Origin of the sequence: Sphingobacterium haloxyli (assembly GCF_002980525.1) — a bacterium.
Lineage (GTDB): Bacteria > Bacteroidota > Bacteroidia > Sphingobacteriales > Sphingobacteriaceae > Sphingobacterium > Sphingobacterium haloxyli.
On record NZ_PVBQ01000006.1, the window covers coordinates 39,665 to 53,220 of the forward strand.

Annotated in this window: 13 protein-coding genes; 8 read left to right on the forward strand and 5 right to left on the reverse strand. The window is 41.3% G+C overall.

Annotated features, from left to right (window positions below; genetic code table 11):
• Positions 1 to 2: 2 nt before the first annotated feature.
• Together C5745_RS09015 and trpS are read right to left on the reverse strand one after the other, a co-directional pair.
• The gene (locus C5745_RS09015) at positions 3 to 617 is read right to left on the reverse strand and encodes a deoxynucleoside kinase (RefSeq protein WP_105716674.1); all 615 of its coding nucleotides are present in this window, start codon (positions 615 to 617) and stop codon (positions 3 to 5) included.
• Positions 618 to 620: 3 nt separating this feature from the next.
• The gene (gene trpS / locus C5745_RS09020) at positions 621 to 1,622 is read right to left on the reverse strand and encodes a tryptophan--tRNA ligase (RefSeq protein WP_105716675.1); all 1,002 of its coding nucleotides are present in this window, start codon (positions 1,620 to 1,622) and stop codon (positions 621 to 623) included.
• Positions 1,623 to 1,690: 68 nt separating this feature from the next.
• On the opposite strand from trpS, the gene C5745_RS09025 reads away from it, so the two are divergent.
• The gene (locus tag C5745_RS09025) at positions 1,691 to 2,389 is read left to right on the forward strand and encodes a hypothetical protein (RefSeq protein WP_133166329.1); all 699 of its coding nucleotides are present in this window, start codon (positions 1,691 to 1,693) and stop codon (positions 2,387 to 2,389) included.
• A gap of 9 nt (positions 2,390 to 2,398) precedes the next feature.
• On the opposite strand, the gene mazG is transcribed toward C5745_RS09025, so the two are convergent.
• Positions 2,399 to 3,205, reverse strand: coding sequence for a nucleoside triphosphate pyrophosphohydrolase (gene mazG / locus C5745_RS09030; RefSeq protein WP_105716677.1), 807 nt, complete (start codon positions 3,203 to 3,205; stop codon positions 2,399 to 2,401).
• 109 nt (positions 3,206 to 3,314) lie between these two features.
• On the opposite strand from mazG, the gene C5745_RS09035 reads away from it, so the two are divergent.
• From C5745_RS09035 to C5745_RS09055, 5 genes are all read left to right on the forward strand, one after another.
• A complete protein-coding gene (locus tag C5745_RS09035) occupies positions 3,315 to 3,620 on the forward strand; it encodes a hypothetical protein (RefSeq protein WP_105716678.1) in 306 nt (101 codons plus the stop codon).
• Between the two features lie 103 nt (positions 3,621 to 3,723).
• Positions 3,724 to 4,266 carry a Crp/Fnr family transcriptional regulator gene (locus C5745_RS09040; RefSeq protein WP_207795759.1) on the forward strand — a complete coding sequence of 181 codons (543 nt, stop codon included), beginning with the start codon at positions 3,724 to 3,726 and terminating at the stop codon, positions 4,264 to 4,266.
• A 97-nt stretch (positions 4,267 to 4,363) separates the two neighbouring features.
• Entirely contained in the window at positions 4,364 to 5,752 is a 1,389-nt protein-coding gene (locus C5745_RS09045) for a TolC family protein (RefSeq protein ID WP_105716680.1), read from the forward strand.
• A gap of 2 nt (positions 5,753 to 5,754) precedes the next feature.
• Positions 5,755 to 6,711 (forward strand): HlyD family secretion protein, encoded by a 957-nt coding sequence (locus C5745_RS09050; protein WP_105716681.1) that lies wholly within the window; start codon positions 5,755 to 5,757, stop codon positions 6,709 to 6,711.
• Positions 6,712 to 6,724: 13 nt separating this feature from the next.
• Positions 6,725 to 7,879 (forward strand): ABC transporter permease, encoded by a 1,155-nt coding sequence (locus C5745_RS09055; protein WP_105716682.1) that lies wholly within the window; start codon positions 6,725 to 6,727, stop codon positions 7,877 to 7,879.
• Here C5745_RS09055 and C5745_RS09060 read toward each other — a convergent pair.
• Positions 7,876 to 10,044, reverse strand: a complete 2,169-nt coding sequence (locus C5745_RS09060; protein WP_105716683.1) for a S46 family peptidase — start codon at positions 10,042 to 10,044, stop codon at positions 7,876 to 7,878. The two genes, C5745_RS09055 and C5745_RS09060, sit on opposite strands and share 4 nt — an antisense overlap.
• Positions 10,045 to 10,146: 102 nt before the next feature.
• Between C5745_RS09060 and C5745_RS09065 the strand changes: the two genes are divergently transcribed.
• Both C5745_RS09065 and C5745_RS09070 read left to right on the forward strand, forming a co-directional pair.
• Positions 10,147 to 11,088 carry a hydrogen peroxide-inducible genes activator gene (locus C5745_RS09065; protein ID WP_105716684.1) on the forward strand — a complete coding sequence of 314 codons (942 nt, stop codon included), beginning with the start codon at positions 10,147 to 10,149 and terminating at the stop codon, positions 11,086 to 11,088.
• Positions 11,089 to 11,105: 17 nt separating this feature from the next.
• Positions 11,106 to 12,896, forward strand: coding sequence for a chloride channel protein (locus tag C5745_RS09070; RefSeq protein WP_105716685.1), 1,791 nt, complete (start codon positions 11,106 to 11,108; stop codon positions 12,894 to 12,896).
• Here the strand turns inward: C5745_RS09070 and C5745_RS09075 are convergent.
• Positions 12,884 to 13,483 carry a riboflavin synthase gene (locus C5745_RS09075; RefSeq protein WP_105716686.1) on the reverse strand — a complete coding sequence of 200 codons (600 nt, stop codon included), beginning with the start codon at positions 13,481 to 13,483 and terminating at the stop codon, positions 12,884 to 12,886. The two genes, C5745_RS09070 and C5745_RS09075, sit on opposite strands and share 13 nt — an antisense overlap.
• Between the last annotated feature and the right edge of the window lie 73 nt (positions 13,484 to 13,556).

Sequence of the window (13,556 nt, forward strand, 5' to 3'; positions counted from 1 at the left end):
GGTTAAAATAGCCCAAACATTTCCGCTTCCACCTTCTCGATTATTTTACCAAGGTCTTCCGGTTTATTGGCGAAGTCTAGATTGTCCTTGTCTAAAACCAACAGTTTTCCGTCGGTATAATTGCCGATCCATTTTTCGTATTTTTCATTGAGTTTAGATAGATAGTCTAAACGAATTGCCGACTCGTAATCACGTCCTCTTTTTTGGATGTTATTTACTAATGTGGGTACGGAAGCGCGTAAGTATATTAAGAGATCCGGTGCTTTGATATAATGAACAATGCTTTGAAAGATATTGCTATAATTTTCAAAATCACGGGCGCTCATTAGCCCCATGTCATATAGGTTTTCCGCAAAAATGTAAGCGTCCTCATAGATTGTTCTGTCTTGAACCATATTTATCCCTCGGCTCTGGAGATCTACAATATGTCTAAAACGCGTGTTGAGAAAGAATATTTGCAAATTAAATGCCCACCGCTTCATATCGCCGTAAAAGTCTTCCAAATAAGGATTGTCTTCTACTGCTTCATATTGTGCTTCAAAGTTAAGATGACGAGCTAACAATGCTGTCAGCGTCGTTTTTCCTGCTCCGATATTTCCTACGATTGCTATATGCATAGTTTAATATAACTTCTTGATTCCTATTATTTCACGTACTTCTTTGATCGTCCTACATGCGCTCTCCCGAGCTTTTTCTGCTCCCATGTGGATAACTTTTTTGAGATATGCGTCATCGTTTGAAATGGCCTGTATACGTGAGCGAACGGGCTCCGTCGCTAAGACCATATCCTCGGCAAGCTGCTTTTTAAAGTCACCATAACGGATAGCACATTTGTTATATAGGTCTTCGAAATGTTGCAGGGTGTCTTGTGTAGAAACGACCTTCATTAAATCAAATAGATTCTGTATAGGCTCAGGCTTCGTTTGATTCATCTCTGTTGGGCCAGCATCAGATACAGCGCGCATTACCTTTTTGCGGATAACCTCTGGTGCATCACTCAAGTATATACAACTTGCCTCACCATTGGACTTACCCATTTTTCCATTGCCATCCAGCCCTGGAATTTTGACCAGTTTATCACTATAAGAGAACGCAAACGCTTCCTTAAAGTAGTCTACATTGTATAGCCTGTTAAACCGATTTCCAAAAGTTCGTGTCATTTCTAAATGCTGTTCCTGATCTTTTCCAACGGGAACCTTGGTGCCGTGATGAATCAAGATGTCGCATGCCATCAATACCGGATATGTTAATAGACCTGCGTTAACATTGTCCGGATTAGCGCGGACCTTATCTTTGAAAGCCGTTGCGCGCTCTAATTCGCCCAAATAGGCATTCATATTCATGTAGAGGTAGAGCTCCGCTACTTCTGGAACATCCGACTGCACATATATAGTCGACTGTTCGGGATCAATGCCTGCCGCTAGGTATTCTACCACAACTTCTCTTACTGTTCGATTTAAATGCTCTGGAGTGGGATGTGTGGTTAGGGAATGCAGGTCCGCTATAAAGAAAAAGCAATTGTATTCATGTTGCATTTTGACGAAGTTGCTCAATGCTCCATAATAGTTGCCTAAATGTAATCTCCCGGTACTTCTGATACCGCTAACGACAGTTTCTTTCATGTCGCGAATTTACGGATTAATTGCTAATTAAAGACAAGCTCACTATATTAGTTTTATAAATGGAGGTTATGAGGTTAAGACAAATTTCGATCGGATCTTTTATGGTGGTATCTCTCTTGAGTTCAGCTTTTGCCCAAACAAAAGCTTGGGGGTTCAACGATGAGTTATGTACGTACAAGGGATATTACGATAGCAAAAAATATACGGAGGTGCAGCTCGCCGATACGTATAATCTTTTTCGTACTAGCCACTACGTTCATGATGAGGGGACGTTGGAAGAGCTGACTATCCGATATGACAGCGTGATACGATCTGTTGAAAGTTTGCAAATCGTCCAAGCATCTTATTTTCAACGTTTGAAAAAAGACGTGTTACGTTATTTACTGGAGACTGCAGACTTAAAAAAAGTACAAAAAAAAGCGAAAGAAAAACCGGAGCTTTTAATTGCTGCTGTGAAAGAAGGTACGCGGGCGAGGGAATATGCCGAGGCGCTTCATCAAGGTGGAGATCGTTTGCTGGAAGCTTATGAACAGGTGACAAGGGAGCAAATGAAAAATAATAGCACGCCTGCCTACCTATGGCATAACTATGAAAACACCATGAAACGTGCTGATAGGTTAGATCGTGCTTTCGACTACGTATTGGTATACGGCTGGTGGAATAGTGCGAACCATCTGGTCCCCCATATTAACTATGATGGAACACAAATGGAACAGTTTCAAAAACTGTTTGTTAAGGTAGATACCTTGGATTGCGATGAACCTTAAAGTCTTTTGTTAGGACAGTTTTTTTGCTTCGTTCCAATAAACGTCCATTTCGGCTAATGTCATTTCTTTGAGGCTTTGTCCGTTTTCGGCAGCCCGCTTTTCCAAATGGCTGAATCGTTGCATAAATTTTTTATTGGTACGTTCTAAAGCATTTTCAGGATTGATGCCCAGATGTCGGGCGTAATTAATTAAGGAAAATAGCAGATCACCAAATTCTGCTTCTGCTTTCTCTTGGTCGACAGGCTCGCCGTCTGTGAGGTTAAATTCGTGCTTAAATTCTGCTAGTTCTTCCTCTACCTTTCCCCAAACTTCCGTTTTATCCTCCCAATCAAAACCGACCCCCCGCACTTTATCTTGAATACGATACGCTTTGACGAGGGCAGGCAATCCTTTTGGTACACCAGATAAAACAGATTTGTTTCCCTCTTTTAATTTGATAGACTCCCAGTTGCTTTTTACATCTTCCTCATTTGCTACCTGTGTATCTGCGTAGATGTGCGGATGTCGTATAATCAACTTATCACAAATCGCATTCAATACGTCTACTACATTAAACTGTTGTTGTTCATCGGCAATCTTGGTGTAGAAAAGAAGATGTAGCATAACATCGCCAAGCTCTTTTTTTATCTCATTATAGTCTTTTTCTAGAATCGCATCTGTCAGCTCATAGAGCTCTTCAATGGTGAGATGTCTCAAGGATTCCATGGTTTGTTTTCGATCCCACGGACAGGCGATACGGAGCGTATCTAGGATGGTGATTAACCTTTCCAATGCTTTTCCAGGAGTGTATTGAGCCTCGGGTATAGGGTATGCCATAATTTTTCGCTTCCTATTTTAAAAAGATGTCCAAAGCTAGAAAAAAAATGCGAAAACAGAACTGCCCTTTGATGTGTTATCCTATTAAATAAAACAAACTTTAGATATTATGGATACAAAACACGATTATGAAACTACGGACGTAGCATTAGCTAAATTAAGAGATATGGGATACACTATCGACTTTAATGTGGAATTTGATGAGATATTGAATGACGCCGAAAATTATCAGATAGATCATCTTTATCGTTACGAGGGGCCCTCCAATCCAGACGACGAATCCACGGTATATGGTATTTCAAATAGTATCAACGGTAAGAAAGGGGTGTTTGTTGCGGGAAATTTATCTTTAATAGAAGGGAAGAAACGGGACATTATATTGGCGTTGGAAATCAAATATAAAAATCCAGCGTAAGATGTGAAGACCTTTGGTTATCTAGCACGCTAGCTAATCACAAATTATGAGATTGTATTTTCTAAAAATTATGTTATTTTAGGGGATGCAGTTGATTCCCTATTTGAAGACAACGTTTGGTTTGACAGATGACCTGTTAGTATACTTGGAACAGGTATCTGTCACTAAAACCTATGAAAAAAAAGCCGTTATTTTAGATGCAGGGCATTATTCGCGGAACGTGTTTTTCATTGAGCAGGGGCTTGTGCGGATGTTTTATTATAAACTGGATAAGGACATCACACATTATTTTTTTTCAGAACAAACCTTTGCAGCAGGTACAGAAAGCGTATTCTATCATAAAAAATCAATGTACGGTATCGAGGCACTCGAACCTTCAACAATCACCCTGATCCCGTTTGATGCGATAGCGAAACTTGCATCCCGTTCCATAGCCATGAACAGACTTATACAAACCATACTGTTGCAAGCATTGATCGGGTTTTCCACGCGGCTACAGAGCTTGCAATTTGAAACGGCACAAGAGCGCTATCAAAACTTAATGGAGCAGCATCCAAATATACTTCTGCGAGCACCATTAGGAGATATTGCTTCCTATTTAGGCATTTCTCAACAGACGCTTAGCGTCATTAGAGCACAGCGTTAACTCAATAAATCGACAGAAGACTTCCTTTTTTAAGATATCTTAAAAAAAGCACATCATATAAATCAGATATTTGTTTCGCAATACAAATAAAAAGGTTATGGGTAATAAATGGGGATGGATCTTTATCATGTTTGGCGTCGTTTTACAGCAAACAGGACGGGCACAGTCCTTTATAGATCCAAAGGTAAAAGAAATTATACAGCAATCATTTCAGATCAATAAAGGTTTGATAATTAAAAGCTTAGAAGTAGATAAAGCAAATCTTGAGGCGGAGGGTGTGAAAGCCAATAAACTACCACATGTGTCAGCAACGGGTTTGTATGGTTTTATGTACAACAATGGCAGTATAGACGTTCCTACAGTAAATCTGCCGGTATTAAATCTAGGACTATTTGACGGTGCGACAGATTTTAACCTTAGATCACAAGCTGCATATGCGGGTGTATCTGTAAAGCAAGTTATTTTTTCGGGATTGCAGATACCAAATGGTGAACGTGCCCTTCAGGAAAAGGCACGGGCACAAGGCTATTTGGCCGAAGCGGGAAAAGAGGGAATGGCGAAGGAGATTGCGTCTACGTTCGATCAGCTGATGCTGTTGAACGAGGTTGATAAACTGATTGTAGATTCCGAGCGGAGGTTGAAAAAGGAACAGGAAAAAGTGAATAAGGCCATCGAAAATGGATTGGCTATTCCATATGATCGGGATAAACTTAAACTTGCTCTGTTGGAATTGGAAGAAAAAAAGGTGGAGTTAGCTGGAAATCGTGCGTTACTGGTCAAAAAAATACAACAAGAAACAGGTTTGTCGACATCAGCAGTAGAAGAGGTATTGTATAATCTTTCGCCCATCTATTTATCGGATGTACCAACGGGAGTGGAAGAGCGTTCCGAACTAAAAGCGTTGGATGCGTCATCTAAAGCTTATGAATATCTGTATAAAAAAGAAAAAGGAGCATCACTACCGACGGTTTTTGCTTTCGGCTCAGCGAGCTATTTGAATCTCCATAATACAAATTTAACCATTAAAGACAGACCCGTAGTAGGTGATATCGATCTTTCTACCAACTATTTAAAGGGTAGACCTAACTTTATGGTTGGCGTCGGGGTGAGATGGGATATCTTTAACGGTGGGGAACACCGAAATAAAGTGAAGCAAGTACAATTAGATCAAGCCATTAACGAAACGAAGCTTCTTGACGCAACGGAAAAGCTGAACTTATTGCTGGATAAAAACAAAGTCAGTTATACCACTAGCAATCAAAAATTGAAAGTAGGTGACCAGCAGGTAAAAGTAGCCCAGAATAATTTGCAGATGGCTTCAAAGCAGTATGAAGCCGGTTTGATTGATATAACGGAACTGTTGGCAACCGAAAATGAGTGGTATAAAGTCAATCTTAATTTTTACAGCCATGTTTTGCAGCAACGTGCAGTGGCCTTGGAATTATTACATACATCAGGAAAACTATTACAAACCATATACGAATAGAAATGAAACAGTTATACCTTATACCCTTGGCGTTCTTATTTTTTGCGTGCAAAAATGAAGTTCGGGAGAAGCCTTTGGAAGGAAAAGTAGAACGTGAACAAATAACGGTTGTGACAAAAGTATCCGGAAAAGTGGCGGAAATACGTGTTCAAGAAGGAGCGTTTGTACATGCGGGAGATACGTTGGTGATATTGGATATCCCCGAAGTGGATGCAAAAGCAGAGCAGGCACAAGGAGCTCTACAATCTGCCGAAGCACAATATAATATGGCGACAAAAGGTGCTACACGTGGGCAGTTGGTACAATTGCAGGCTAAGGTAGACGGATTAAAAGAGCAATATGAATTCGCCGGGAAATCGATCAATCGCTTGAAAAACTTATTGCGTGACAGTTTAGTGTCGCAGCAACAATATGATGAAACGTACGCCAAATACCAAGGAGCGAAAAATCAATACCTTGCGGCGCAAGCTGAAATAGAAGAGGCGCGGAATGGTGCGCGTTATGAGCAGCAGGTTATGGCATTAGGTCAGAAAGAGCGCGCTTTAGGGGCGGTAGCGGAGGTTAAGGTAGCCGCACGGGAAAAATACCTTATCGCTCCGCAGGATATGAGTGTGGAGACTGTTAATTTAAACGTAGGGGAACTCGCCACTGCTGGATATGCAGTTATCAATGGTTACATTAACAATGCGACTTATTTCCGGTTTACTGTTCCTGAAAATAGAGTAGGTAAATTAAATAGAGGAAGTGAAGTTGTTCTGCGTGTCCCTTATTTGGATAACAAGGAAATCAAGGGTAGGGTAGTAGCGATGAAAGCATTGAGCTCGTATGCAAATATTTCTACGGCTTATCCGGACTATGATAACCAATTGACGGTATTCGAGGTTAAAGTAGTGCCTCAAGATCATGCAGAGGTGAGTGATTTGTTAACAAAGACGTTGGTTGTTCTTCAAGCACCATAGAAAGGATTAGAACGTGAAAAAATTTATCGAACTCATTCAACGCGAGTTTAAGCTCTTTTTCAACAACAGTGTACTGATGATGCTCTTTATCGGAGCACCGATTCTCTATGGTGTATTGATAGGGCATGTGTATCAACAAGGGAAAGTAACGGAAATGCCGATTATTGTTGTCGATGAGGACAGTAGTCCAATGAGCGCTACTTTTGTCGATATGATGAACGACAACGAAAGCATCAAGGTGGTGGGTATGCTGCCGTCGCTGTTTGATTCAAAGGAGATTGCTATTGAACATGATGCAACGGTTATCGTGCATATCCCGAAGGGCTTTGCCGCAGGTGTCCAGCAAAAGCGGGTTCCAGAAGTGACCATTTTTGTGGATGGTTCCAACACGCTGACTTCCAATACAGCCGCCATGGCGGTTAATGTCTGTGCGATGACGCTGAAAGCGGGCGTACAAATAGAGACCCAGATGAAGCAAGGTGTTCCTGCTAAGATCGCAGCCGAACAATACGAGCCTTTCAAAACGACCATGGTCAGACAGAATATCCGAAGTGGAAACTACCTGTATTTCATGCTGCCAGGTGTGCTGATTATTGTATTGCAGCAGGTACTCCTTTTGGGACTGGCATTATCCTTTTCTTCCGAATTTGAAAACGGCACTTTTGTAGAATTAGCACAGAAAATGCGAAACCCTGTGGGGCTTATCTTTGTCAAGATTATTCCTTATATCCTCATGTCCGTTGGTATACTGATATTATATTGGGGATTTGGAAAATGGTATGAGATGCCGCTACATACTGATTTTTGGTGGTTTGTGTTATGTACATTCGTGTTTATGTTGGCCGTATGTTTTATCGGTGTTTTAGTAAGCATCGTTTTGCCGTCACAATTGAAAGCCACGGAGATATTAATGGTGATCGCAACACCAGCATTCATTTTAAGTGGTTTCACTTGGCCGTCTAGTTTGATGCCAACCTGGGTACAGCTTATTGCGGATGTCATTCCTTCCACTCACTACTTACGCATTTTTAGAGTTATGTTTATCCAGCACGGAGAAAATTATCATACTTATAAGGGCGTGATAGTGATGGCCATAATTGCTATGGTATGTTTTATAGTAGCCATTGCGGTGCTAACGGTGAAGATACGGAAAGTGACTCGTCGCTAAATCCCCATTTCGTTTAAAATGAAGTGTGCATTGTCGATTTTGTCAGCTATCCATAATACGTAACGGATATCCACACCAATGGAGCGGCTATAGTCTTCGCTCCAGGCAAAATCATTAATGGTCGCATCATAGGCACGGTCAAAGTTGACACCAATGAGCTCACCATGCGCATTCATAATCGGCGAACCAGAGTTTCCACCGGTTGTATCCATATTGTAGAGGATATTGACTGGAACATCGTTGAGATCTTTCTTTACATAGGCACCGAAGTTCTTTTCCAACCATGCCGCTTTAATACTTTCAGGATATTCATATTCCGATAACCCCGAATTTCCTTTTTCTATAAGCCCTTTTATCGTTGTAAACGGACTCATATACGTGGCATCGGCAGGACTGTATCCTTTGATATTTCCGAAAGTAAGGCGTAGCGTGGAGTTCGCATCTGGAATAAAGTTTTTTGCCTGATATTGCTCCTTTACGGCCACGTAATCTCCCATAAGGCGATTTAAGACACCCTCACGGCGTTTCTGCTCCGCATTGAATACCTCGCGCTCAGCATCCAGCTCTTTTAGAATCGTCAATAAATCATCGTTATAATTCTTTAACGACTGGATATCTTTTAATACCGTATGGTAGAGTGTTTCTTTGTTGTTAAGTTTGGATTTGTCTAAAGCTGCTACAATATAATCTCCCGCTTCCTCTTTATTGGTGAAGTTTCTCTTAGCGAAGTAATCCAGTTGGTTGGGTCCATCTAGCTGATAGGCGTCCTCAAACATACGGCGTCCAATATTTTTGTCTACCGTAAGGTGGTAACTACCGTAGATGTTCTCTACATATTCCCGCAGCTGATTTAGGTTAAGCGCGAATACCTCTTCTTGTGCGTTAAGTCCATTTTGCTTGAGGATAGCTTCTTTAAAATCGTTGATCGTATAAGCTACCCGAAGCAAGGACACGCTATTATAAATGTTATTGAACCAAAGCTCTTTTGGAGCCACTTCAAAAACAGCTTGGTAATGCTTATCAATGTCGGCCATCAGCGTGCCGTATTTAGCTTGGAGATCGGGTTTGCTTGTAATGAATTTTCTCAGTGCGTCATCTTCCTCTCGTTTGTCGCCTACCAAATCCAAATTCTGAAGCCCTTTCAATTTACCACGATAGTTTTTCATGACGTTCGCGTTTCGCTTGATACGTGTTGCCAGCGCCAGTTCCGTTTTTGGGTCTTCTTTTCCCGCTGCAAACATTTGCTGGTTTTGAAAATCATAGAGTTCGGACGTATAAGGCAATAAAAACTTTTGTTGATATTCAATGTATTGTGCCGGACGGTGTCTAAATGTTCTGCCTGGATACCCTAATATGAAAACAAAATCATTTTCGTTGACACCTTTCGGATTCACTTTAAGGTGCTTTTTAGGTTGGTAAGGCACGTTCTCTTTGGCGTATTTCGCCGACGATCCGTCAGGTGCTACGTAAGCACGTAAAAAAGAAAAGTCTCCCGTATGCCGCGGCCAAACCCAATTATCTGTTTCACCGCCGAATTCACCAATATCTTGTCTGGGAACATAAACCAGACGTACGTCCTCGATCGTTTTGTAACGGAAGAGGACGTAGCTTTTTCCGATGAACATTTCTGATACTTCCGCCTTAATGGTTGGATCTTCCATTTCTGCTCTTTTCGCAATTTCAGACCGTTTTTTGCTGATCATATTAATGCGCTCTGCCGGGTCGGTGATGGAAGCCACTGCACTTAAAATCTCTTCCGATACATCTTCGTAAGATTCTGTAATGCGGATGGTTAAACCCTCGGCTTCAATTTCCTGCTCATAGGATTGTGCAACAAAGCCGTTTTTCAAGTAGTTGAATTCGGGTGAACTCGCTAGCTGTACCGCGCTAAATGCACAGTGGTGATTCGTAATGATAAGACCGTTAGGTGATACGAAAGAACCCGAACAACCACTTACCTGTACCAGCGCGTCTACCAATCCAACTTGTCCAGGGTTATAGATGTCTTTCTCGGCTATTTTTAAGCCTGCTTTTTTTAATCCTGCGCGGCTAAGTTCACTGAGCGGAAACATCCCCTCGTCGGGAATGGATGCCGAAAAATTAAATACGCTAACTCCTAATAAAAAGGCACATAACAGACCGCCTTTGGCTTTTAGTTTGATCATACATTTCTAATTTAGCATTGCTCAAAGTTAAGCATTAATCATTCAATCGTGGGCTGTTTGTACGAATAAAAAACTACCTTTGCTTAGTTAAAAATCGATAAGATGACACTTGTGCAACTGGAATACATTATAGCCGTGGATACTTACCGTAGTTTTGTCGCTGCGGCAGAGCACTGTTATGTAACACAGCCGACCTTGAGTATGCAGATTCAGAAATTAGAGGAGTCGTTGGGAGCGAAGATATTTGATCGAAGTCGACAACCGGTGGTGCCTACAGAAATAGGGGAAAAGATTGTTCGGCAAGCACGAGTGGTATTGAATGAGTCCAAAAAAATAGAAGAATTACTGCAAGAGGAGAGGGGCGTTATTTCGGGAGAATTAAAATTGGGTGTTATCCCGACAGTAGCACCCTATTTGCTTCCTGATGTATTGACAAAGATGCTTCAAACCTACCCACAATTACAGCTGCAGATTTGGGAATATACGACCGAACGGATTATTCAGGAGCTTAAAACAGGACGCTTGGACTGTGGTATTCTTTCTACCCCTTTACAGGAAGCCGGCATAGAAGAAACGGAACTGTACTACGAGACTTTTGTCGCGTATGTATCGGAGAAAAGCCCACTGTATGAAAAGAAGATAGTAACGGCAGACGAAATCGCCAATGAAAAATTGTGGCTTCTTAACGAGGGGCACTGTATGCGCGGGCAAGTCTTAAATATATGTCATTATAAGCATAATCAAGCAGCTGAAGGGACATTTGAATATAATACAGGAAGTGTGGAAACCCTGAAACGAATGGTAGATATCAATGGAGGAATCACAATATTGCCGGAAATGAGCATCTTGGGTTATGATGAAGATCAGCTTAACCACGTAAGGTATTTCAAAATGCCGGAACCTGTACGAGAAATAAGCTTGGCAACGACGTCAAACTTCGTGAAGAAACAGGCTGTAAATGCCTTGAAAAATGAAATTTTAGCTGTTGTACCCGAACGTTTTAAAACGAAAAAGAAAAGAGAGGTAATGGGGTTTGACCTCTAAAAGGAGGCCGTGTTCACATGAAAGTAAGCATTAAAAAGAAATTAGACGAACTGAACCGCTGGCGGATGCAGAAAATTTCAAACCGGAATTTTCTAATTATACTGGCGTTTCTCGTTGGGATCATAGGCGGGTTGGCGGCTGCACTGTTAAAAGGTCTGACTCATTTTATCGCGGCCACGCTGCAGAACGATATCGAGTGGCATTATAAATATTCTTTTTATTTGATTCTCCCGCTTCTGGGTATTTTGCTAAGCGTATTATATGTGCGCAAGTTTCTTAAAAAGAGGAAATTTGAACATGGTATCACACCTATTATTTATGCAATATCGCGGAAATCTAGTCGTATAGAGCCACATAATGTATATTCACAGATCGTAACGAGCGCTATCACGGTGGGCTTTGGTGGTTCTTGTGGTTTAGAGGCCCCTATCGCATACAGTGGGTCGTCCATCGGCTCCAATGTAGGACGTTTCTTTGGACTACAATATAAGGAAATTACCATGTTGTTGGCTTGTGGTGCAGCTGCAGGAATTGCGGGAGCTTTTAATAGTCCTATTGCAGGGATGATTTTTGCTATTGAGATCTTATTACCGGAATTTTCTATACCAGCTTTTATTCCTTTATTGATTTCTGCCGCATTAGCCTCCGTTGTTTCTCGGCTACTTTATAGCGAACCTCTTTTCCATACGGCTAGCACCGAATGGGAGGTCGGAGCACTTATCTTCTATATACTATTGGCGGTAATTGTTGGTCTCTATACGGTTTATTTTGCAAAAATTAGCACGTCCGTAAAGTCTTGGTTCGCGAAAATCCATAATCCTTATCATAAGGTATGGTTCAGTGGCATTTCGCTAGGGCTGATGATTTTTATTTTTCCGGCGTTATATGGTGAGGGATATCTCGCGATCCAACAAATGTTGGACGGGCAATTTGACGCAATTGTGAAAAATAGTCTCTTTGCTGATTATAGGCATATGGCAGGTGTCGTTGTATGCTATACTGTTTTAACATTATTTGCAAAATCTTTTGCATCACTGTTTACACTGAACGGAGGTGGAAACGGAGGTGTGTTTGGCCCGAGCCTGGTAATGGGCGGGCTGCTCGGCTTTGCTTTTGCCTACGGCATCAATCAGACCGGAGTTGTGATGCTCAATGTACCTAACTTTGTAGTGGCCGGCATGGCCGGTGCGTTGGCGGGGATTATGCATGCTCCGTTGACAGGTCTGTTTCTAATAGCAGAAATTACGGGTGGCTATACACTGATGGTACCGTTGATGTTGGTTACATCTATATCTTATCTCATTAATCGGTCTATACTCAAACATTCTATCTATACAAAAGTATTGGCAGATTCGGGCGATCTACTTTCCTACGAAGATAAAGATCGAACGGTGTTAAGTATGATGAAGCTCCGATATGTGCTAGAGACCAATTTTGTCATATTGCGACTCCATGAAACGCCATTGGATAGAAAATCAGATATTATCCATTCAAAACGTAATATCTTTCCTATCGTAGATGATAGCGGTAAATTGTTGGGGACAATCTACAGTGAACGCCTTTTTGCCATTTTATTGGGCGAAGAGGAGGGTGCTGATAAGACGTTCGAACAACTAGCCCAAAAGCCTAACGATGTCGTACGTGACAAAGAGAATATGGAAGTCGTGATGACAAAGATGAACAAAGATGATGTGTGGATACTGCCTGTGGTCGACGAAGATGATCGATATTTAGGATTTATTTCAAAATCCAGCGTATTCAATAAATATAGAGCATTATTGGTCAGGCAAGGGCATTATTTAGAGTGATCACGCATAGCCATTATTTTTGATACATATTTTCCAACAATATCAAATTCTAGATTGACGGTGTCGCCAATTTTTACCTGTTGCAGATTGGTGTGTTCTATCGTGTAGGGGATAATGGCAACTGAAAACTGGTTCTTCTGCGAATTGACTACGGTTAAGCTAATTCCATTTACGGTTATAGAGCCTTTTTCCACGGTTATGTTTTGCTGTTGAGGCAGATATTCAAAAGTAAATAACCAACTTCCCCGTTGCTCTTCTTTCCCAATACAAATAGCGGTTTGGTCTACATGCCCTTGCACAATGTGACCATCGAATCGCCCATTCGTCGGAGTGCAGCGTTCTAGATTGATCAAGTCTCCAACTTTAAGATCACCCAAGTTGGATTTCAATAATGTTTCCTGTATTGCCGTCACCTTATGTGTATTTTCTTCTATGCCGACCACCGTTAGGCATACGCCATTATGTGATACACTTTGATCGATTTTCAACTCGTTAGAGATGTCAGATTGTATAAAGAAATGTATATTTCCTAATTCCTTTTCGATGTCGGTCAGTGTTCCTACAGTTTCAATAATGCCGGTAAACATAATCTTTTTTTTGCAAAGGTAGCTTTATCTATTCTTTTTCCCTTAAAAAAAGCACAAGAAAAATTGGGAGGTA

What these genes read in the sequence shown, in the direction of transcription:
- mazG (WP_105716677.1), bottom strand. Translation starts at nt 3,205, where the DNA reads ATGGCATACCCTATACCCGAGGCTCAATACACTCCTGGAAAAGCATTG.
- C5745_RS09035 (WP_105716678.1), top strand. Translation starts at nt 3,315, where the DNA reads ATGGATACAAAACACGATTATGAAACTACGGACGTAGCATTAGCTAAA.
- C5745_RS09050 (WP_105716681.1), top strand. Translation starts at nt 5,755, where the DNA reads ATGAAACAGTTATACCTTATACCCTTGGCGTTCTTATTTTTTGCGTGC.
- C5745_RS09025 (WP_133166329.1), top strand. Translation starts at nt 1,691, where the DNA reads ATGAGGTTAAGACAAATTTCGATCGGATCTTTTATGGTGGTATCTCTC.
- C5745_RS09065 (WP_105716684.1), top strand. Translation starts at nt 10,147, where the DNA reads ATGACACTTGTGCAACTGGAATACATTATAGCCGTGGATACTTACCGT.
- C5745_RS09045 (WP_105716680.1), top strand. Translation starts at nt 4,364, where the DNA reads ATGGGTAATAAATGGGGATGGATCTTTATCATGTTTGGCGTCGTTTTA.
- C5745_RS09075 (WP_105716686.1), bottom strand. Translation starts at nt 13,483, where the DNA reads ATGTTTACCGGCATTATTGAAACTGTAGGAACACTGACCGACATCGAA.
- C5745_RS09060 (WP_105716683.1), bottom strand. Translation starts at nt 10,044, where the DNA reads ATGATCAAACTAAAAGCCAAAGGCGGTCTGTTATGTGCCTTTTTATTA.
- C5745_RS09015 (WP_105716674.1), bottom strand. Translation starts at nt 617, where the DNA reads ATGCATATAGCAATCGTAGGAAATATCGGAGCAGGAAAAACGACGCTG.
- trpS (WP_105716675.1), bottom strand. Translation starts at nt 1,622, where the DNA reads ATGAAAGAAACTGTCGTTAGCGGTATCAGAAGTACCGGGAGATTACAT.
- C5745_RS09070 (WP_105716685.1), top strand. Translation starts at nt 11,106, where the DNA reads ATGAAAGTAAGCATTAAAAAGAAATTAGACGAACTGAACCGCTGGCGG.